Source organism: Paenacidovorax caeni (genome assembly GCF_001298675.1).
Classification (GTDB): domain Bacteria; phylum Pseudomonadota; class Gammaproteobacteria; order Burkholderiales; family Burkholderiaceae_C; genus Paenacidovorax; species Paenacidovorax caeni.
The window spans coordinates 1-19865 of the sequence record NZ_CYIG01000046.1 but is presented as its reverse complement, the minus strand read 5'-3'; the positions used below and the strand labels follow the sequence as shown (position 1 = coordinate 19865).

The 19865-nt window shown below is 68.8% G+C and carries 17 protein-coding genes; 12 read left to right on the top strand and 5 right to left on the bottom strand.

Annotation, left to right across the window (positions count from 1 at the left end; translation table 11 throughout):
* Nucleotides 1-94 precede the first annotated feature (94 nt).
* A complete protein-coding gene (recQ, locus tag BN2503_RS15805) occupies nucleotides 95-1951 on the top strand; it encodes a DNA helicase RecQ (protein WP_054257602.1) in 1857 nt (618 codons plus the stop codon).
* 127 nt (nucleotides 1952-2078) lie between these two features.
* Here recQ and BN2503_RS15800 read toward each other — a convergent pair whose 3' ends face one another.
* The 5 genes from BN2503_RS15800 to BN2503_RS15780 all read right to left on the bottom strand — a co-directional run bounded on the left by BN2503_RS15800 (nucleotide 2079) and on the right by BN2503_RS15780 (nucleotide 6940).
* The gene (locus tag BN2503_RS15800; RefSeq protein WP_054257601.1) at nucleotides 2079-3254 is read right to left on the bottom strand and encodes an alpha/beta hydrolase family protein; all 1176 of its coding nucleotides are present in this window, start codon (nucleotides 3252-3254) and stop codon (nucleotides 2079-2081) included.
* A gap of 85 nt (nucleotides 3255-3339) precedes the next feature.
* The gene (locus BN2503_RS15795) at nucleotides 3340-4050 is read right to left on the bottom strand and encodes an anaerobic ribonucleoside-triphosphate reductase activating protein (protein WP_054257600.1); all 711 of its coding nucleotides are present in this window, start codon (nucleotides 4048-4050) and stop codon (nucleotides 3340-3342) included.
* The gene (gene nrdD, locus BN2503_RS15790) at nucleotides 4040-4228 is read right to left on the bottom strand and encodes an anaerobic ribonucleoside-triphosphate reductase (protein ID WP_054257599.1); all 189 of its coding nucleotides are present in this window, start codon (nucleotides 4226-4228) and stop codon (nucleotides 4040-4042) included. Before nrdD ends, BN2503_RS15795 begins: the two co-directional genes overlap by 11 nt.
* Before the next feature lie 82 nt (nucleotides 4229-4310).
* On the bottom strand, nucleotides 4311-6332 hold the full coding sequence (locus tag BN2503_RS15785) for a ribonucleoside triphosphate reductase (protein ID WP_054257598.1): 2022 nt from the start codon (nucleotides 6330-6332) through the stop codon (nucleotides 4311-4313).
* Nucleotides 6333-6508: 176 nt separating this feature from the next.
* The gene (locus tag BN2503_RS15780; RefSeq protein ID WP_054257597.1) at nucleotides 6509-6940 is read right to left on the bottom strand and encodes a hemerythrin domain-containing protein; all 432 of its coding nucleotides are present in this window, start codon (nucleotides 6938-6940) and stop codon (nucleotides 6509-6511) included.
* A 129-nt stretch (nucleotides 6941-7069) separates the two neighbouring features.
* On the opposite strand from BN2503_RS15780, the gene norR reads away from it, so the two are divergent.
* From norR to BN2503_RS15725, 11 genes are all read left to right on the top strand, one after another.
* On the top strand, nucleotides 7070-8641 hold the full coding sequence (norR, locus tag BN2503_RS15775) for a nitric oxide reductase transcriptional regulator NorR (RefSeq protein WP_054257596.1): 1572 nt from the start codon (nucleotides 7070-7072) through the stop codon (nucleotides 8639-8641).
* Between the two features lie 288 nt (nucleotides 8642-8929).
* Nucleotides 8930-10129 carry a threonine ammonia-lyase gene (locus BN2503_RS15770; protein WP_054257595.1) on the top strand — a complete coding sequence of 400 codons (1200 nt, stop codon included), beginning with the start codon at nucleotides 8930-8932 and terminating at the stop codon, nucleotides 10127-10129.
* Nucleotides 10130-10218: 89 nt separating this feature from the next.
* Nucleotides 10219-10359: a hypothetical protein gene (locus BN2503_RS20740; RefSeq protein WP_175537968.1), complete on the top strand. Its 141-nt coding sequence runs from the start codon at nucleotides 10219-10221 to the stop codon at nucleotides 10357-10359.
* Between the two features lie 332 nt (nucleotides 10360-10691).
* Entirely contained in the window at nucleotides 10692-12563 is a 1872-nt protein-coding gene (locus BN2503_RS15760) for a phosphoenolpyruvate carboxykinase (GTP) (protein WP_054257593.1), read from the top strand.
* A 246-nt stretch (nucleotides 12564-12809) separates the two neighbouring features.
* Nucleotides 12810-13682, top strand: a complete 873-nt coding sequence (locus tag BN2503_RS15755; RefSeq protein WP_054257592.1) for a metallophosphoesterase — start codon at nucleotides 12810-12812, stop codon at nucleotides 13680-13682.
* Nucleotides 13683-13709: 27 nt separating this feature from the next.
* Nucleotides 13710-14132, top strand: a complete 423-nt coding sequence (locus tag BN2503_RS15750) for a universal stress protein (RefSeq protein WP_054257591.1) — start codon at nucleotides 13710-13712, stop codon at nucleotides 14130-14132.
* Between the two features lie 217 nt (nucleotides 14133-14349).
* Nucleotides 14350-15813, top strand: coding sequence for a trypsin-like serine peptidase (locus BN2503_RS15745; protein ID WP_054257590.1), 1464 nt, complete (start codon nucleotides 14350-14352; stop codon nucleotides 15811-15813).
* Between the two features lie 14 nt (nucleotides 15814-15827).
* Nucleotides 15828-16154, top strand: coding sequence for a hypothetical protein (locus BN2503_RS15740; RefSeq protein WP_054257622.1), 327 nt, complete (start codon nucleotides 15828-15830; stop codon nucleotides 16152-16154).
* 32 nt (nucleotides 16155-16186) lie between these two features.
* The gene (locus BN2503_RS15735; protein WP_054257589.1) at nucleotides 16187-16729 is read left to right on the top strand and encodes a DUF2799 domain-containing protein; all 543 of its coding nucleotides are present in this window, start codon (nucleotides 16187-16189) and stop codon (nucleotides 16727-16729) included.
* A gap of 9 nt (nucleotides 16730-16738) precedes the next feature.
* Nucleotides 16739-17806 carry a helix-turn-helix domain-containing protein gene (locus tag BN2503_RS15730; RefSeq protein ID WP_054257588.1) on the top strand — a complete coding sequence of 356 codons (1068 nt, stop codon included), beginning with the start codon at nucleotides 16739-16741 and terminating at the stop codon, nucleotides 17804-17806.
* 199 nt (nucleotides 17807-18005) lie between these two features.
* On the top strand, nucleotides 18006-19865 hold a 1860-nt coding region (locus BN2503_RS15725), incomplete at its 3' end, for an InlB B-repeat-containing protein (protein WP_199445263.1).

Sequence of the window (19865 nt, the reverse complement as noted above, 5' to 3'; positions counted from 1 at the left end):
CGCCCCTCAGCTGTAGCGCACGACCTTTACAAGCCGAACGGCCTCCAGCGCTTACCAATCAAGCGCCACCAGCTATCAAAGATAGAGCATTCCAGTGTCTCCAGCGCATTCCGTCCTCCACGATGTCTTTGGCTACGCGCAGTTCCGCGGCCCGCAGGAGGCGATCGTGGAGCACGTCATCGCGGGCGGCGATGCGCTGGTGCTCATGCCCACGGGCGGCGGCAAGAGCCTGTGCTACCAGGTGCCGGCCATCGTGCGGCGCGACGCCGGGCGCGGCGTCACCGTGGTGGTGTCGCCGCTGATCGCGCTGATGCACGACCAGGTGGGCGCACTGCACGAAGCCGGGGTGGACGCCGCCTTCCTCAACTCCACGCTCGACTGGCAGCAGACGCTGGACGTGGAGCGGCGCCTGGCGCGCGGCGAGATCACGCTGCTGTACGCCGCGCCCGAACGTGTGACGACCGAGCGCTTCCTCGGCCTGCTCGACGACCTGCACGCACGCGGGCAGCTCGGCCTGTTCGCCATCGACGAAGCGCACTGCGTGAGCCAGTGGGGCCACGACTTCCGCCCCGAGTACCGGCAGCTGTCCATCCTGCACGCGCGCTACCCGGGCGTGCCACGCGTGGCGCTCACGGCCACGGCCGACGAGCTGACGCGCGCCGACATCGTCGAGGGGCTGCAGCTGCAGGGCGCGCGCCTGTTCATCAGCAGCTTTGACCGGCCCAACATCCGCTACCGCATCGAAGAAAAAAAGGAACCGCTGGCGCAGCTGCTGCGCTTCATTGAGCGCGAGCACCTGGGCGATGCCGGCGTGGTCTATTGCCAGTCGCGCAAACGCGTCGAGGAAATGGCCGAGGCGCTGGCGCAGGCCGGTATCGACGCCCTGCCCTACCACGCTGGCCTGCCCGCCGAAACGCGCCAGGCGCACCAGGACCGCTTCGTGCGTGAGGACGGCGTGGTGGTGGTGGCCACCATCGCCTTCGGCATGGGCATCGACAAGCCCGATGTGCGCTTCGTCGCCCACGTCGACATGCCCAAGAACATCGAGGGCTACTACCAGGAAACCGGCCGCGCCGGGCGCGACGGCCTGCCCGCCGACGCCTGGATGGTCTACGGCCTGCAAGACGTGGTGAACCAGCGCCGCATGATCGACGACGGCGAGGCGGGCGAGGAATTCAAGGCCGTGATGCGCGGCAAGCTTGACGCCCTGCTGGCCCTGGCCGAAGCCACCGACTGCCGCCGCCAGCGCCTGCTTTCCTACTTTGGCGAAGCCTCGCAACCCTGCGGCAACTGCGACAACTGCATCGCCCCGCCAGCGGTGTGGGACGGCACCGACGCCGCGCGCAAGCTGCTGTCCACGATTTACCGCGTGCACGAGGCCAGCGGCCTGACCTTCGGCGTGGGCCACCTGATGGACATCGTGCGCGGCAAGCTCACCGACAAGGTGCGCCAGTTCGGGCACGACAAGCTCTCCACCTTCAGCCTGGGCGCGCAGTACTCCGAGGCGCAGTTGCGCGCCGTTGCGCGCCAGCTGCTGGCGCTGGGCGCCGTGGGCGTGCACCGCGTGGCCATGGAAAACGGCCACAGCTTCGACACGCTCACGCTCTCGCACGGCTCGCGCCCGGTGCTGCGCGGCGAGCAGACCGTGATGCTGCGCGAAGCCTCGGCCCACGCCGCGCCGAAGAAGGCACGCCGCGCCGCCGCGCCGCCCGTGGCCGCCGCCAACCTGGGCGCGGACGCGCAGGTGCGCTTCATCAACCTGAAGGCCTGGCGCGCCGAGGTGGCGCGGGCGCACAACCTGCCGGCCTACGTGATCTTTCACGACGCCACGCTGGCCGCCATCGCCGAGTGCAACCCCACCACGCTGGAGGACCTGCAGGGCATCAGCGGCATGGGGACGAAGAAGCTCGAAGCCTACGGGGCGGAAGTGCTGCGGGTGGTGCAGGGGTAGCGGGCGGGTGTTCTTGCCGAGCCGGTCATGACCCAATGGCCCGCTTCGATGCCCACGCCCGCCGGGAATGGCACGTGGGCCACCGCGGCAAGAACGCACACTGCACAGGGGCACTATTGGCCCTGCATCAGGGCGGCGTGCCCATCACCGCCAGCGCATAGCCAAAGTACTCAGGCACGCAGGCCGTGTGGCCGCTGGGCGCGACGCTGCTGCATTCACGCAGGCTGACCGGAGCACCACCACTGGAATGCAAAGTTTCGTAGGCCGAGACCGAGGCCGCAAAAGGCACGGTCGTGTCGTCCCGGCCATGGAACAGGTACACCGGTGCGCTGGGCGTCCAGCCCCAGTGCACGCTGCTTTGCGCGCGCAGCGTCTCCTGGTCGTCGGCCAGGTAGGTGTCGAGGAAGCGCGCGTCGTAGCGCACGTCGGCATCGCCCGGCACCAGGGCGCGCAGCAGCAGGCGGCGCACTTCAGCGCGCACGCTAGCACCCAAGTAGCGCAGCGTGCCGGGGTTGAGCATCCAGCCGATGGCGGGGTATTCATCGCGCACGCGGCCCAGCAGCGTGTCCAGGGTCACCTGCATGTCGAAGGGCCCGGCAGCGGGCAGTGCAGCGCGCAGCTGCGGCAGCAGCGGGCTGCGTGTGCGCTCCATCTCGCGCTGCGCGGCCATGGTGGCGTAGCCGCCCTCGGAGTAGCCCAGCAGGTACAGCTGGCCGTTGTCGGCCACGCGAGCGGCGCGGCGCCACTGCTGGGCGGCATCGAGCATGTCGAGCACGGCGCGCGCCGTGGCCCGGGACTGCAGGTAAGGGTGGGCCGCGGCGTTGCTGTGCGCAAAGCCCACGTAGTCCGCCGCGACGACGATGTAGCCCAGCGAGGCCAGCACCAGCGGTGGCTCGCTCGGCGCCAGGTTGAGCGAGGGCGCGTCAGCATTGGCAAAGGTGGTGGCATGCTGGTAGCCCAGCACCGGGCTGGCGCCCGCACCGGCGGGCTTTTGTGGCACGGCCACCAGGCCGGAGGCCTCGACGAGCGCGCCGTCGGCGTCCTGCGTCAGGTAGGTCAGGCGGTAGGTGGAGACCCCGTAGCGCGGCTGCAGCGGCGGAATCCGGCTGGTGCCCGCGGCCACGGCGGCGGTGAAGGCGTCCACGCCGATCTCGGTCAGGCTCTGCGCCGACAGCAGTTGTCCCACCTGGGGCGGCGGCGGGGGTGCGGGCGGCAGTGGCGTAGAGCCGCTACCGCCACCGCCGCAGCCGGCCAGGGCCAACGCCAGCATCCCCAGGGCCAGGGGCATTGCGCGCCATTGCATACGTCTTCTCCTTCGCACGACAAAACGGCGAGGATAAAGCCCGCACCGCACGGCTTGGTGGCCAGAAAAGATCGTTGACAGGCGTTCAGCCCCGCAGCGTGGCCACCGCCAGCCCGGGCCATACCTGCGCCACGCCCTGCTGCAGGGCCTGCCGCGCAGCTTGGGCGCTGCCGGGCGCGCGCTTGTCTTCGCAGGGCTGCAGCACCCAGTGGCGCAGGCCCAGTTGGCGCAGCGCCTCGCCCAGGGCCTGCAATTCCTCCACGGTATACAGGCCTGGGTGCCAGGTGGTGCGGCATTCGTAGGCCACGCCACTGCCCAGAAGCCGCCGCAGCGCATCCCAGGCCTTGACGCCGCTGCCCGGCACGCCCGTGATGGCGTCGTAGTGGTGCAGGGGCGCCTTGATGTCGAGCCCGACCCAGTCGAGCAGCGGCAGCGCGGCGGCCAGGCGTTCGGGGTACATGCCCGCGGTGTGCAGCGCAGTGGCGTAACCCAGCGCGCGCACCTGCGCCAGCGCATCGGGCAGGCCCGACTGCGCCAGCGGCTCGCCGCCCGAGAACACCACGCCGTCGAGCAGGCCATGCCGCTGGCGCAGCAGGGCCAGCACGTCGCCCCAGTCCAGCGCGCCGGGCTGGGTGGCGTCGAGCAGGCCGGGGTTGTGGCAGTAGCCGCAGCGCCAAGGGCAGCCCTGGCAGAAGACCACCGCCGCCAACTTGCCGGGAAAGTCGATGGTGGTCAGCGGCGTGATGCCGCCCACGCGCAGCGTCTCGGCAGCGGGCTGGCGCGCCCTAGCAGGCACGGCCGGGCTCGGCGAAGAACTGGCGCTCGCGGTGCTCGCCCTGCTTGCCGGTGTTGAAGCTGGCCACGGGGCGGTGGTAGCCCATCACGCGCGTCCAGACTTCGCAGGGCTGGCGCTCGTCGTCGGTGAGCTGCACGGCGGCCAGGGCGGTTTGTTCGGTGGTGGAGAAATGGCTCATGGTGAACTCCTTGGGGGGTTGAAAACTACGGTTTTGATAGCTGCTTGCGCTTGATGGGAAAGGGCTGGAGGCCAATTTGCCTTCAAGCCGCAAGCAGGTGCCGGCGCTTCGCCTCCAGCCGTTCGGCGTCGCACGTGGGGCAGAACGGGTGCTCGCCCGCCAGGTAGCCGTGCGTGGGGCAGATGGAGAACGTGGGCGTGACGGTGATGTAGGGCAGGCGGAAGTTCGTCAACGCCCGTTTCACCAGCTCGCGGCAGGCCGCGCCGCTGGAGATGCGCTCGCCCATGTACAGGTGCAGCACGGTGCCGCCGGTGTACTTGCCCTGCAGGGCCTCTTGCCGCTGCAGCGCCTCGAACGGGTCGTCGGTGAAGCCCACGGGCAACTGTGAGCTGTTGGTGTAGTACGGCTGCTCGGCCGTGCCGGCCTGCAGGATGGCGGGCCAGCGCTTCTTGTCTTCCTTGGCGAAGCGGTAGGTCGTGCCCTCGGCGGGCGTGGCTTCCAGGTTGTAGAGGTGGCCGGTTTCTTCCTGGAAAGCCGTCATGCGTGCGCGCACATGGTCCAGCAGGCGCAGGGCGAAGGCGTGGCCCCATTCGCTGGTGATGTCGTGCGCGTCGTGTGTGAAGTTGCGCACCATCTCGTTGATGCCGTTCACGCCCAGCGTGCTGAAGTGGTTGCGCAGCGTGCCCAGGTAGCGCTTGGTGTACGGGAACAGGCCCTGGTCCATCAGGCGCTGGATGAGCTTGCGCTTGACCTCCAGGCTTTGCTTGCCCAGCTCCAGCAGGCGGTCGAGCGCGGCGAACAGCCCCGCCTCGTCGCCCGCGTGCAGATAGCCCAGCCGCGCGCAGTTCACGGTGACCACGCCCAGGCTGCCGGTCTGCTCGGCGCTGCCGAACAGGCCGTTGCCGCGCTTCAATAGCTCGCGCAGATCGAGCTGCAGGCGGCAGCACATGGAGCGCACCATGTTCGGCGAAAGCTCGGAGTTGATGAAGTTCTGGAAGTACGGCAGGCCGTACTTGGCCGTCATGTCGAACAGGGCGGCGGCGTTCTCGCTCTCCCACGGGAAGTCGGGCGTGATGTTGTACGTGGGAATGGGGAAGGTGAACACGCGGCCCTTGGCGTCGCCCGTGGTCATCACGTCGATGTAGGCGCGGTTGATCAGGTCCATTTCGGCCTGCAGCTCGCCGTAGCAAAACGGCATCTCCACGCCGCCGATCACCGGTACCTGTTCGCGCAGGTCCTCCGGGCAGGTCCAGTCGAAGGTGAGGTTGGTGAACGGCGTCTGCGTGCCCCAGCGCGAGGGCACGTTGAGGTTGTAGACCAGCTCCTGGATGCACTGGCGCACGGCGGCGTAGTCCATGCCGTCCTTGCGCACGAAGGGCGCCATGTAGGTGTCGAACGACGAGAACGCCTGCGCACCCGCCCACTCGTTCTGCAGCGTGCCGAGGAAGTTGACGATCTGCCCCACGGCGGAGCTCATGTGCTTCGGCGGCCCCGCCTCCACCTTGCCCGGCACGCCGTTCAGCCCCTCGTGCAGCAGCGTGCGCAGCGACCAGCCGGCGCAGTAGCCGCTGAGCATGTCCAGGTCGTGAATGTGGATGTCGCCGCTGCGGTGCGCCTCGCCGATCTCGGGCGCGTAGACGTGCGAGAGCCAGTAGTTGGCCGTGACCTTGCCCGCCACGTTCAGGATCAGCCCGCCGAGCGAGTAGCCCTGGTTGGCGTTGGCGTTGACGCGCCAGTCGGCGCGCGTGAGGTATTCGTTGATGGCGCTTTCCACGTGCACCAGCGTCTGCCGGTCGGCGCGCAGGGTGGCGTGGCGCTGGCGGTAGGCCATGTAGGCGCGCGCGGTCTGCAGATGGTTGGCGGCGATCAGCGTCTGCTCCACCACGTCCTGGATCTGCTCGATGGTCGGCGCCTCGCCGCGGAAGCGGTGGATCAGCACCTTGGTGGCCTGGGCCGTCAGCAGTTGCGCTTCCTCCTCGCCGAACTCGCCGGTGGCGCTGCCGGCGCGCGCGATGGCCGAGCGAATGCGGTGCGCGTCGAACGCGGTGCGGGCGCCATCGCGCTGGATCACGTCGCGCGGCAGGGTGGCCAGGGGGGAGGACATGCGGCTGACTCCTTCAGGTAAAACACTACCTGTAGTGTGTCGCACGATGACAAAACACTATAGGTAGTTATTCACCCCCTTTGACCCAGCACAATAACCCAGTGTTTCAGTCGGTAAAAAAGCCGGCACAAGGCCGGCGCAAACCTGAGGCACAGAGAAAAACGAAAAGGGAAACGTCAGCAGGCCGCCGCCGCGGCGTGCTGCGCTTCCACGCGTGGGTAGAAATCGCGGTCTTCGTGGCGCATGCGCTCATGCACGCGACGCAGCACGTCGTTCGCCGCGGCGCGGAACCCGGCCTCGTCCTCACGCAGGCGCTGCGCGGTGTTCCAGCGCCGCGCGAACTGGTCGAAGGCTGCGGCGATCGGCCCCATCTCCACCTGAAAACGCTGTCCCAGGCGCGCCAGCGCGGCGTCGTCGCCACGCTGCAGCGCTGGGTACAGCGCCTGATCCTCCACGGACAGATGCAGCTTGATGACCGCGCTCATGGCCACGAGGCCCTGGGCGATGGCCTCGGCATTGCGCGCCACGCCCGCATGCGTCAGTTCGCGCAGGGCGGCGATGCGCCGCAGGATGTCCACATGCTGGTGCTTGAATTTGTCGATGTTCATGGTGCTTCTTTCCCAAAGTTGGTGCCCTGGGCAGATGCAAGCCCCGGGCCAGGCTTGGCCGCCTTGGGAATCAAGCACTTGGCGCGCACAGGGTATTTTCCACCCCGCGCATTCGCGGTTGTTTTAACCTTGCACGGTCATGTATACCCTGATCGACCCGCCCTGCTGGCCGACCTCGCCGCGCCGCACCCGCCCGCCGAGCGCCTGCAGCGCCTGGCCAGCCAGTTGCGCGCGCACTTCCACTGCGGTGCCGTGGTGCTGCTGCGGCTGGAGGAGGAACACCTGCGCCCCATGGCCATGGACGGGCTGGTACCCGAGGCGCTGGGGCGGCGCTTCGCCGTGCGCCAGCACCCGCGCCTGGCGGCCATCCTGGCGCGGCGCGAGGTGGTGTGCTTCGACCACGACAGCACCCTGCCCGACCCTTACGACGGCCTGCTCGACACCTTGGTGGGCGCCCCGCTGCCGGTGCACGACTGCATGGGCGTGGCGCTGTGGGTGGAAGAGCGCCCCTGGGGCGTGCTCACGCTCGACGCCCTGCGCACCGGCACCTTCGGCGCACCCGAGCGCGCCGCGCTGGCGCACTGCGCGCGCCTGGCCGAAGCGGCGGTGCGCATGGCGCAGCTGGAGCGCGAGGTGCAGGCGCTGCGCCTGGCGCCCCCTGCGCGCGCCGCCGCGCCCGCCGAAGGCGCGGCGCCCGCCGCCGACCCGGACGCCGAGATCGTCGGCCAGAGCCCGGCACTGACGCAGCTGCTGCACGAGCTGCGCGTAGTCGCCAGCTCGGCGCTGCCGGTGCTGCTGCTGGGCGAAACCGGCGTGGGCAAGGAGCTGTTCGCACGCTGGCTGCACCGCCACTCGCCGCGCCACGGCAAGCCGCTGGTGCACGTGAACTGCGCCGCGCTGCCCGAGACGCTGGCCGAGAGCGAGCTGTTCGGCCATGTGCGCGGCGCGTTCTCCGGCGCCATGGCCGACCGGCCCGGCCGCATCGAGGCCGCCGAGGGTGGCACGCTGTTCCTCGACGAAGTGGGCGAGCTGCCGCTGGCCGTGCAGGCCAAGCTGCTGCGCACGCTGCAAAACGGCGAGATCCAGCGCCTGGGCGCCGACCGCCCCCGGCGCGTGGACGTGCGCGTGCTCGCGGCCACCAACCGCCCGCTGCGCGAGCAGGTGGCCAGCGGTGCCTTCCGCGCCGACCTGTACCACCGGCTATCGGTGTACCCGGTGCCGATCCCGCCGCTGCGCGAGCGCGGCGCCGACACGCTGCTGCTCGCCGGACGCTTTCTGGAGCTGAACCGCGCGCGCCTGGGCCTGCGCAGCCTGCGCCTGTCGGCCGCCGCGCAAGCGGCGCTGCAGCGCTACCCCTGGCCCGGCAACGTGCGCGAGCTGGAGCACGTCATCAGCCGCGCCGCGCTCAAGGCCCTGAGCCGGGGCGCCGGGCGCAACGACATCGTGACGCTGGAGCCCGCGCTGCTCGACCTGGACCCGGACCTGCACGGCACCAGCGCCGCGCCACAGCCAGCGCAGGCTGCCAGTGACGCCAGCCACGCCGCCGAGGGCCCGCTGCGCGACGCCGTGGACGCCTGCCAGCGCACCGCCATCCGCGCCGCGCTGGCGCGCCACGACGGCAACTGGGCCCGTGCGGCACGGGCGCTGGAGGTGGATGCGAGCAACCTGCACAAGCTCGCCCGGCGCCTGGGCCTGAAGTGAAACGCCCCAGAACGTGTTGGCGACCATTCCGTGGTGCCCGCCGCAAGGGCGGCGCGGGCGCACGCACCCCGCCAGGGTAGGCGAAAAATACAAGCCAAAATGGCCTCCAGCGCTTATCCAGCAAGCGCTGGCAGCTCTTCTTTCAGGAGTAAGCTGCGCCGCCCTGCCTGCGCTGTGCACGCAGCACCGCTGCGGCCACCGGGAGCGGTGGGCCGGCGCAGGCCACGCGCCCGCCTCGGTGCCTGCGGCCGCTGTGCCGAAGGTGGCATTGGCTCCACAATGGCATCCATGCTCACACTCCAGGCCATCCATGACGCCGCCGCCCGCCTGCGCGGCCAGGTACTCGAAACCCCCTGCGTCGAATCCCGGACGCTCTCGCAGATCGTCGGCGCACAGGTGTTCCTCAAGTTCGAGAACCTGCAGTTCACCGCCTCCTTCAAGGAGCGCGGCGCCTGCAACCGGCTCGCGCAGCTCTCGCCCGAGGAGCGGGCGCGCGGCGTGGTGGCCATGAGCGCAGGCAACCACGCGCAGGGCGTGGCCTACCACGCGCAGCGCCTGGGCGTGCGCGCGGTCATCGTGATGCCGCGCTTCACGCCCGGCGTGAAGGTAGAACGCACGCGCGGCTTTGGCGCCGAGGTGGTGCTGCACGGCGACACGCTGGAAGAGGCGCGCCAGCACGCCTACCAGCTCGCCGAGCAGCAGGGCCTGACCTTCGTACATCCCTACGACGACGAGGCCATCGCCGCAGGCCAGGGCACGCTGGCACTGGAGATGCTGCGCGCACAGCCCGACCTGGACACACTCGTCATCTCCGTGGGCGGCGGGGGCCTCATCGCGGGCGTGGCCACTGCGGCCAAGGCCTTGAAGCCCGGGATCACGGTGGTGGGCGTGCAAACCCAGCGCTTCCCCTCCATGGTCAACGCCGTGCTGGGCACGCACCACCCCATGGGCACCGCCACCATTGCCGAGGGCATTGCCGTCGGTACGCCGGGCAAGATGACCCAGGAAGTGGTGGCGCGCCTGGTGGATGAGCTGCTGCTGGTGGACGAAGGCGACATCGAGCAGGCCGTGCTGATGCTGCTGGAGATTGAGAAAACGCTGGTCGAGGGCGCCGGCGCCGCCGGGCTGGCCGCGCTGGTGCGCCACCCCGCGCGCTTCGCCGGCAAGAAGGTGGGGCTGGTGCTGTCGGGCGGCAACATCGACCCGCTGCTGCTGGCCGCCATCATCGAGCGCGGCATGGTGCGCTCGGGCAGGCTGGCGCGCATCCAGGTCAGCGCGCGCGACGTGCCTGGCGTGCTGGCGCAGATCACCGCCACGGTGGCCGCGGCGGGCGCCAACATCGAGGAAGTGCACCACCAGCGCGCCTTCACCATGCTCGCGGCGCAGAACGTGGAGATCGACCTGGTGCTGCAGACGCGCGGCAAGGCCCATGTGGAGGAAGTGCTGGCCGCCCTGCGCGCGGCAGGCATGCAGGCCGCGACGCACTGAAAGACGCGGCCGGGCTGGGTGAAAGCGCCAATGGCATGCCCGGGGCGCGCGCCCTAGAATGGTTCCACGTTGAACGACTGGAGAAAGCCATGTCCCAGACCCCTCCCGCCACCGAGGACCACGCAACGGATCCGATGGAGGATGTGATCGGCGCCGTGCCGCTTGTGTTACCGGCCTTTGGCGCGGTCATGATCTTCCTGCTGGCCTTCATCGCCGTGACCATGGCGTGACCCCCCGCCCCGTCCTACACCGCCCCGATCACCGGGGCTTTTTTACGCCCCATGCACACAAAAGCATAACGTCATGCATCGTTTGCATGAATTTACCACTTGGTGGTAACACAGTTCCGGGCCGGTTTCATAAAATCGACACCCCAGTCGGCAGCCCCAGGCGCAATCCGCCGCCCCATGGCAGGCCGCCACCACCCCGTGCGGTCGCCGACTGAATCTCCCGAGCCATTTTTTCAAAAGCAGCGCCGGGCGGCTTCCGTAGCGGCCGCACCCTTGCGCACCGCCGGTTCGCTTCCTTTGAAAAGATGGTTTTTCAACTTGAGGACGCTCCGATGAACGCACCCACGATGCAAGGTCTGGATATCCAGGCCCCCGCCTACGTCAAGAATGCCAAGCTGATCGCCTGGGTCGCCGATATGGCCGCCCTGTGCAAGCCCGACAGCATCGTTTGGTGCGACGGCTCGAAGGAAGAATACGACCGCCTGTGCGAGCAACTGGTCCAGGCCGGCACCTTCAAGAAGCTCAACCCCGCCAAGCGCCCCGGCAGCTTCCTGGCCTGGTCCGACCCGTCGGACGTGGCCCGCGTGGAAGACCGCACCTACATCTGCTCGGCCAAGAAGGAAGACGCCGGCCCCACCAACAACTGGATGGACCCCGCTGAAATGCGCGCCACGCTGCAGCCGCTGTTTGACGGCTGCATGAAGGGCCGCACCATGTACGTGGTGCCCTTCAGCATGGGCCCGCTGGGCAGCCACATCGCCCACATCGGCGTGGAGCTGACCGACAGCGCCTACGTGGCCGTGAACCAGCGCCTCATGACCCGCATGGGCAAGGCCGTGTACGACGTGCTCGGCGTGGACGGCGAGTTCGTGCCCTGCATGCACACCGTGGGCGCCCCCCTGGCCGCTGGCGAGAAGGACACCACGAGCTGGCCTTGCAACCCCAAGGTCAAGTACATCGTGCACTACCCCGAAACGCGCGAGATCTGGTCCTACGGCTCGGGCTACGGCGGCAACGCGCTGCTGGGCAAGAAGTGCCTGGCGCTGCGCATCGCCTCCACCATGGGCCGCGACCAGGGCTGGCTGGCCGAGCACATGCTGATCCTGGGCGTCACAAACCCCGAAGGCAAGAAGTACCACGTGGCCGCCGCCTTCCCCAGCGCCTGCGGCAAGACCAACTTCTCCATGCTGGTGCCGCCCGAGGCGGGCTTTGCCGGCTGGAAGGTCACCACCATCGGTGACGACATCGCCTGGATCAAGCCCCACGCCGACGGCAAGATGTACGCCATCAACCCCGAGGCCGGCTACTTTGGCGTGGCCCCCGGCACCAACATGCACACCAACCCCAACTGCATGCGCAGCCTGGACAAGGACGTGATCTTCACCAACGTCGCCCTGACGGACGACGGCGACGTGTGGTGGGAAGGCATGGAAAAGGACACCGGCGTCATCCCCGACCACCTGATCGACTGGCAAGGCAAGGACTGGACGCCCCAGATCGCCAAGGAAACCGGCGCCAAGGCCGCCCACCCGAACTCGCGCTTCACCGTGGCCGCCACCAACAACCCGGCGCTCGACCCCCAGTGGGACGACGCCAACGGCGTGGCCATTGATGCCTTCATCTTTGGTGGCCGCCGCTCCACCACCGTGCCGCTGGTGACCGAGGCCCGCACCTGGATGGAAGGCGTGTACATGGCCGCCACGATGGGCTCTGAAACCACTGCGGCCGCCTTTGGCGCCCAGGGCGTGGTGCGCCGCGACCCCTTCGCCATGCTGCCGTTCTGCGGCTACAACATGAGCGACTACTTCCAGCACTGGCTCGACATGGAGCACAAGCTGGAAGAAACAGGCCACACCCTGCCCAAGATCTTCTGCGTCAACTGGTTCCGCAAGGGCGAAGACGGCAAGTTCGTCTGGCCCGGCTACGGCGAGAACATGCGCGTGCTCAAGTGGATGATTGACCGCATCGAAGGCCAGGCCCAGGGCCAGGACACGATGTTCGGCGTGACCCCCACCTACGCCGAGATCAACTGGAAGGGCCTGGACTTCACGGCTCAGCAGTTCGCCACCGTGACCAGCATCGACAAGGCCGCCTGGGTCGAGGAGTTCAAGCTGCACACCGAGCACTTCGACAAGCTGGCCTACCACCTGCCGCAAGCCCTGCTGGACACCAAGGCCGCGCTGGAAAAGCGCCTGGCTGCTTGACGCCCCCCTGAGCCGCTGCGCGGCTTCCCCCCGCTCTCGCAGTGCTGCGCACTGCGGGCAGGGGGACGCAGCCAGCGCGGCGGGGCGGCCCTTGCGCGGCTGCCCTCGCCTGGGCCGCAGCAGCTTCAAGCGCAGCGCCCTGAGTAATTGCCCGCCCCGGGGAACGCATGGCCTCACTCATTTTTTGATAGCTGCCAGCGCTTTCCACAAGCCGCCTTCGGGCGGTTTTTCTTTATAGTCGGGGCCATGAAGATCCAGCTCCTGTCCGACCTGCACCTCGAAGCCCACCCGCAGTTCCAGCCGCGCCCGGCGCCCGGCGCCGATGTGCTGGTGCTGGCTGGCGACATCGGCTCGTACCAGGCGGGCTCGCTGCTGAGCGATGCAGATTTCGGGCTGGCGCGCTTTTCGCCCCTGCCGCGCGCACAGGGAGGCGCGGACTGGCCCACGCCGGTGCTGTTCGTGCCCGGCAACCACGAGTACGACGCACAGGACTTCGACGCCGCGCACGCGCGCCTGCGTGCCGCCTGCGCGCGCTGGGGCATCACCTGGCTGGAACGCGAAACCACCGTGCTGCAGGGCGTGCGCTTCGTCGGCACCACGCTATGGACAGACTTCGACGCGCTGGCCGTGCATGCCGGCTGCACCGACGCCACGCGGCTGCACGCGCAGCGTGAGAAGGCCTACCGCGCTGCTAACTACTACCTGCGCAAGACGGGCGGCACACGCAGCGGAGCCCCTTTTCTGGCCGAGCCCATGCGCGCCCAGGCGCTGGCATGCCAGGAGTGGCTGCGCGCAGCGCTGGCCGAGCCGTTCGACGGCCCTACGGTCGTGGTCACGCATTTCGCGCCCAGCCTGCAAAGCGCCGACCCGCGCTACGGCCTGGTGCCCGGCACGGCCGGCTTTTGCAACGCCCTCGACGAACTGCTGCCCCACGCCCGGCTGTGGCTGCACGGGCACTTGCACGCGCCCAGCGACTACGTGGCGCAAGGCCGGCATGCCGACGGCACGCCCTGGCGCTGCCATGTCGTGGCCAACCCGCTGGGCTACGCCCGCAAGGGCGAGCAGGCGGGCTTCATCGCCGAGGGAACGGTGGAACTGGACACAGCACCGCTAACATAGCGTGCATCGCAACTGAGGAGATCCGCCATGAAGATCCTGCTCGCCATCGACGGCAGCCCCTACACCAAGAAGATGCTGGCCTACCTGACCACGCACGAGGAGCTCATGGCCGGCACGCACGAATACACCGCGCTGACCGTGCAAACCCCGCTGCCCCCCCGGGCCCGCGCCGCGCTGGGCAAGGCCGTGGTCGACCAGTACTACGCCGAACAGGGCGAGAAGGTGCTTGGCCCCGTGGACAAATACCTCAAGCGCCACGGTATCAACTTCACGACCGCAGTGAAAGTAGGCCCGGCCGGGGAAACCATCGCCAAGGTGGCCGAGACCGGCGGGTTCGACCTCATCATGATGGGCACCCAGGGCCACGGCGCGCTGGGCAAGCTGGTGATGGGCTCTGTCAGTACGCAGGTGCTGGCGAGCTGCCAGGTGCCGGTGCTGCTGGTGCGCTAAGCAAAAATCGTAGCAGCTCGCGCTTTCTCTGCAAGGGTTTGAAGCCATTTTGGTTTCAAACCCTTTTTGCATGCACAGCTTCACGGGCAAAGATGCACCCCAGCCCTTGCCAGGCACCGATGCGGCCAGGGCACAAACGGCCATTTAAAACTTGCGCCGCTCCCCCCGCCTTCCAGACAATCGCAACGCATTCCACCTTGCACGAAAGGCATTCCCCATGCGCTCCTCCACTGCCGCCCGCATTCTTGGCGGCGCTTGCCTGCCGCTGATCCTTGCCGCCTGCGGCGGCGGCTCCTCCGACAGCCCCGCGCCCACCCCCACGCCGCCGGGCACCGTCGATCGGATCGAGCCCTACGACCCCAGCGCCGGCAAGGCGGCAGCCGCCACCGAACCCGCCAGCGTCCAGTCCGTGGCCCAGAGCGCGCGCACTGTCGCGCTTGCCCCCCTCGCCGCACCCAAGAGTGCGCCTGCCGCGCTGAAGAGCGGCCAGCCCCTGGAAATTGGCCAAGCGCGCGACGTCGCCGCGACCGCCAGCCCCACCGCCACCGCCGCGCTGCTGCAATGGCAACCCACGGCGCAGGGCACGCAAGTCGCTGCGCTGCGCTTCGTCTCGCCCGGTGCCTACGGCGTGCGCCTGGGCGTGTGGGTGCAGGCCCTGCCTGCGGGGGCCGTGCTGCGCAGCTACGGCGCCGGCGGCGCGGCAACGCAAATCAGCGCTGCCCAGCTCCAGGCCATGGCCCAGCGCAACGCCGAAGGCGGCGCCAGCGACGCCGAGGCGCACACCTGGTGGAGCCCCGACTTCGCCGCGCCAGAGACCACACTGGAAATTGAAATCCCTGCAGGCACCGACCCCGCCGCCGTGCGGATCGCCGTGCCGCGCCTGTCGCACTACACCATCGACGCCGCACACTGGGAAAGCGCCGCAGCCACCACCAAGGCCGCTGGCGACGCGGGCGCCTGCAACCGCGACGCCATCTGTACCCCCGAGTACCTCGACCAGAGCCGCGCCGTGGCGCGCATGTCGTTCACGCGCAGCAACGGCAAATCCTACTGGTGCACCGGCACGTTGATGAACGACGCGCGCAACTCTGGCACCCCCCATTTCCTGACCGCCAACCACTGCATCTCCACGCAGTCCGAGGCCACCTCGCTCCTCACCGACTGGTTCTACCGCGCCAGCGCCTGCGGCACGCCCACCACCGACCCTGCGGCCCGGCGGCTGACGGGCGGCGCCACGCTGCTGAGCGCGAACGCCAACACCGACGTGAGCTTTCTGCGCCTGAACGACGCGCCGCCCGCAGGTGCGGTGTATGCGGGCTCGTACTTCGGCACGCCGGCGGCCACCGGCACGCCGCTCGTGGCCGTGCACCACCCGGTAGGCGACCGCCAAAAGATCAGCCTGGGCACGCTCAGCAGCTACCAGAACTGCCCCAACGGCGGCGATCTGTGCCAAACAAGCGCTCCGGCGGACGCCAACTTCATCCGCCTGTCCTGGCAACAGGGCGTGGTCGAGCAAGGCAGCAGCGGCTCCGCCGCGTTCCTGACGCTGCAAGGCAAGCGCTACGTGGTCGGCCAGCTGTTCCGTGGCTCTTCAAGCTGCGACAACCCCCAGGGCACGGACGACTACGGCCGCTTTGATGTGTCGTACCGCAGCGCGCTTTCCAAATGGCTCAACCCATGACGCGCCGCCGCCCGATGAAAGCCCTCCTTGCAGCCCTCGCCCTGCTCGGCGCCGCTGGCACCAGCCTGGCCGCCGAGCCCCCCTGCGCCAAGGAGGCCGTGGCCCAGGCGCAGAAGCTGCTCGCCTGGCACAGCGAAGGCGACGACCGCGCGGCCATCGAGCCACAGGCCAAGGCCCTGCCGCCGCTGGCCAATCCCGCCAACAAGGCGCAGAAGCTGCACGTGCTGGAGGTCACTGGCCACGTCTACAAAGCCAATTACCGCATGCGCATGCTCTACGCAGCCAGCCCTGGCCCATGCCTGCTGATGGGGCAGGAAATCCTCGAACTCTCCAGCTTTTGACTTTTGACCCCGTTGTGACCAAGGAACCGACCATGCGCCGCACCCTTACCCGCCTCGTCCCCCTGGCCGCCGCACTCGTGCTGGCGGGCTGCGCCGCCATGAGTGCCGAGGAGTGCCGCACCGCCAACTGGCGCGACCAGGGCTACCGCGACGCGCTGGCCGGCCAGCCGCGCTCGCACCTGGGCGACATCCGCGAGGCCTGCGCCGAGGCCGGCGTACGGCCCTCCGAGCCGATGTACTGGGAAGGGTGGAACCAGGGCATCGGCCAGTTCTGCACCCCCGCCAACGGCGCGCGCTGGGGCCGTGACGGCAAGAGTTACCACAACTCGTGCCCGCCCGAGCTGGAAATGGGCTTCCTGGCGCGCTACCGCGACGGCCGCACCGCCTGGGACGCCGAGCAAACCCTGCGCCGCCTGCAAACCGAGCAAGGCAACAAGCAGCGCGAGCTGGACAACACCAAGGACGACAACCAGCGCAAGCGCCTGCGCGAGCAGTTGCGCGACATGGACTGGCGCCTGCGCAACGCCCGCGACGACCTCGACCGCGCCGAGTGGCGCCTGCGCCAGGGGTACTGAGCCCCTGCCATGGCACCTGCCGAACCGCTGCCAGCCACCTTCTTCGCCACCGCCGGGCCTGGCGGCGCCAGCCGCTTTGAGGCGTGGCGCGCCAGCATCTCGGTGCTGTTCGACACCGCGCCGCTGGCGCGCGACACGCTGGAGGACTTTCACGCCAGCGTGCACGCCACGCACCTGGGCCAATTGCTGCTGGGTGACCTGCACTTCGGCGCCCAGCGCTTCGCGCGCAGCAGCGCCCGCGCTGCGCATGACGGGCTGGACCACTACCTCGTGCAGTGGTATCTCGAAGGCGGCTTCGTCGGCCAGCACAGCAGTGACGACGACCTGCGCGTGGCCCCTGGGGACGTGGTGTTCTTCGACATGGCGCGCACCCAGCACACCGTGGCGCAAAAGTCGCACGTGCTCTCGCTGATCGTGCCGCGCGCACTGGGCGACGCCGCCTTCGGCGCCGTGGTGGGCACCGACGCCGCGCGGCTGCACGGCAGCGTGCTGCGCGCGGGCAGCGTGTTCGGCGGCCTGCTGGCCGACCACCTGGCAGCGCTGCACCGGCGCCTGCCCACCATCGGCATGGCGCAGGCCGACGACGTGGTGCGCGCCACCACCCACATGCTGGCAGCCTGCCTGCGCCCAAGCCAGCGCACGCTGGCCGAGGCCCAGGGTGGCATAGAGGCCGTTACGCTGGAGCGCATCCAGCGCCACATCGCGCGCCACCTGGGCGCGCCGCTCACGCCCGAGGCGCTCTGCCAAGCCTTTGGCATCTCGCGCCACCGGCTCTACCAACTCTTCGAGCCGCTCGGCGGCGTGGCGCGCTACGTGCAGCAGCGGCGGCTGCAGCGCGCATTCCAGACCCTCAGCAACCCGGCCTACCGGCGCCTGCGCGTGGCCGACGTGGCCACGCGCCTGGGTTTTTCCAGCGAGGCGCACTTCAGCCGCGCCTTCCGCAGCACATTCGGCCACACTCCCAGCGACGTGCGCGCCATGGCCGAAGCAGCACGCGCCACCGGCATGGCGCCGCCCACGCCCTCCACAACTGCATCGGTCGAGTACGCCGACTGGCTGCTCAGCCTGCACGTCTGAAACGCCCAGTCAAGCGCTGCGCAAACGCACAGTCAAACCGCCAGGGCTTGGCGCCCGCAAGATGGCCGGCAGTGCATCCACCTGTGCCTCAGGCTTCCATAAAGATAGCTGCCAGCGCTTGACACAAAAGCGCCGGCAGCAGTTTTCATGCCCGACGGTGGCTGGGTGGAACACGCCTCCACCCACCCACCACATCGCCATGAAAACCTTTGCCCTTCGGATTGCCACGCTTCTGCTGACGGCGGCGGCCTCAGTGTCTGCTGGTGCGGACGTACTGTTCGACAACACCAGTGCCGCCACCACAAGTGTGTCGTTGAGTGAGTCGTACGATCCCTGGTATTCCGACAAGCGCTTCGCCAACCGCATTCCCGTGGGCCCCACGCCCATGCGCATCGAAACCGTGCAGATCGGCGTGGACATGTTCAACGGGCTGGCTGTGGAGGTGTGCGACACCCCCACAGCCAGCACAACGCCGTACGTCAACACGTGCACCACCTTCACGCCCGATACGAACGCTGGCGACCTGCGCACCTTCTCCGGCAGCCACGTCGTTGCAGCGGGCAACGTGGCGTGGGTGGTGATGCGTAACCCGGGGGTCTCACACCCCACCTGGACCGACATAAAAGCGCAAGAGCACACTGATCGCGAAGGGCTGGCCTGGACCACCAGCAATGGCACTCAATGGTTGACCATGCAACAGATCACATTCGCCATGCGCGTCCATGGCACGCAGCAACCCGTCGCAGGTGTCTGCGGCATTGCCAATGGCCTCACCCTCATCTCCACCATCCCCGAGGGCATCCTCGCATGCACCGCAGGAACGCAGACGGCCATGGACACCGACGGATACAGCTACACATGGCAATGTCAGGGGACGGCGGGCGGCAACTCCGCCCAGTGCAGCGCACAACGCGCATACTCCGTCCAGACCAAGGCCAGCGGCGGCGGCGCCATCGATGCGGGCTACATAGTCGCTGCAGGCCAGAAGGCCACATTCAACCTGGCCACACCCGCGGGCTACACGGCCTTGGCCAGCGGCTGCAACGGCGCGCTGGCGGGCAACGTATTCACCACGGGGGCCATTTTCGACGACTGCACGGTCAGCGCCGTCTTTACGTCCAACACTTACGCCATCGTCACTTCCGCCACCGGCGGCATGGTCACCTGCACGCCCAACCCCGTGCCCGAAGACGGGACTGCACACTGCACCGCCATGCCCAACCCTGGCTATCAGTTCACCGGCTGGTTGGGTGCCTGTCAGAACACCGGCGCCGGCACCGGGCCATGCCAGCTCACCAACGTCACCAGCCCGCAATACGTAAGCGCCACATTCGAGTTCACCACCCACGGCATCAGCATCGCCCCGGTCAGCGGCGGTATGGTCAGCTGCACCCCCAGCCCCGTGCCCCACGGCCAAACCGCCATGTGCGGCGCCACACCCTTTACTGACCACCACTTCGTCGGCTGGTCGGGCGATTGCGCAGGCTCTGGCAGCAACCCTTCGTGCTATTTCCCCAGCGTAACCCGGCCACTTGCCATTTCGGCCACGTTCGCGCCCAACACCTACGCCATTGCCACCCCCGCCACCGCCAACGGCACGGTTACCTGCACGCCCAACCCCGTCACCCACGGCCAGGATGCAAGCTGCACCGCCACGCCCGATACGGGCTACCACTTCACCGGCTGGTCGGGTGATTGCACGGGTACGGGGGCATGCCAGTTCACCAATGTGACCAGCACGCGCAGCGTGAGCGCCACTTTCGCGCTCAATACCTACGCCATCAGCATCACCCCTGCCGCCGCCAACGGCGCGGTTACCTGCACGCCCAATCCCGTCACCCACGGCCAGAATGCAAGCTGTACCGCCACGCCCGATGCGGGCTACCACTTCACCGGCTGGTCGGGCGATTGCGCGGGTACGGGGGCATGCCAGTTCACCAATGTGACCAGCACGCGCAGCGTTTCGGCCACTTTCGCGCCCAACACCCACGCTATCGCCACCCCCGCCACCGCCAACGGCACGGTCACCTGCACGCCCAATCCCGTCCCCCACGGCCAG

Bases quoted from the DNA above. Each gene is read 5' to 3' on its own strand.
- BN2503_RS15800 (WP_054257601.1), bottom strand. From the start codon at position 3,254: ATGCAATGGCGCGCAATGCCCCTGGCCCTGGGGATGCTGGCGTTGGCC.
- nrdD (WP_054257599.1), bottom strand. From the start codon at position 4,228: ATGAGCCATTTCTCCACCACCGAACAAACCGCCCTGGCCGCCGTGCAG.
- BN2503_RS15785 (WP_054257598.1), bottom strand. From the start codon at position 6,332: ATGTCCTCCCCCCTGGCCACCCTGCCGCGCGACGTGATCCAGCGCGAT.
- BN2503_RS15780 (WP_054257597.1), bottom strand. From the start codon at position 6,940: ATGAACATCGACAAATTCAAGCACCAGCATGTGGACATCCTGCGGCGC.
- BN2503_RS15770 (WP_054257595.1), top strand. From the start codon at position 8,930: ATGCTCACACTCCAGGCCATCCATGACGCCGCCGCCCGCCTGCGCGGC.
- BN2503_RS20740 (WP_175537968.1), top strand. From the start codon at position 10,219: ATGTCCCAGACCCCTCCCGCCACCGAGGACCACGCAACGGATCCGATG.
- BN2503_RS15760 (WP_054257593.1), top strand. From the start codon at position 10,692: ATGAACGCACCCACGATGCAAGGTCTGGATATCCAGGCCCCCGCCTAC.
- BN2503_RS15755 (WP_054257592.1), top strand. From the start codon at position 12,810: ATGAAGATCCAGCTCCTGTCCGACCTGCACCTCGAAGCCCACCCGCAG.
- BN2503_RS15750 (WP_054257591.1), top strand. From the start codon at position 13,710: ATGAAGATCCTGCTCGCCATCGACGGCAGCCCCTACACCAAGAAGATG.
- BN2503_RS15745 (WP_054257590.1), top strand. From the start codon at position 14,350: ATGCGCTCCTCCACTGCCGCCCGCATTCTTGGCGGCGCTTGCCTGCCG.
- BN2503_RS15740 (WP_054257622.1), top strand. From the start codon at position 15,828: ATGAAAGCCCTCCTTGCAGCCCTCGCCCTGCTCGGCGCCGCTGGCACC.
- BN2503_RS15735 (WP_054257589.1), top strand. From the start codon at position 16,187: ATGCGCCGCACCCTTACCCGCCTCGTCCCCCTGGCCGCCGCACTCGTG.
- BN2503_RS15730 (WP_054257588.1), top strand. From the start codon at position 16,739: ATGGCACCTGCCGAACCGCTGCCAGCCACCTTCTTCGCCACCGCCGGG.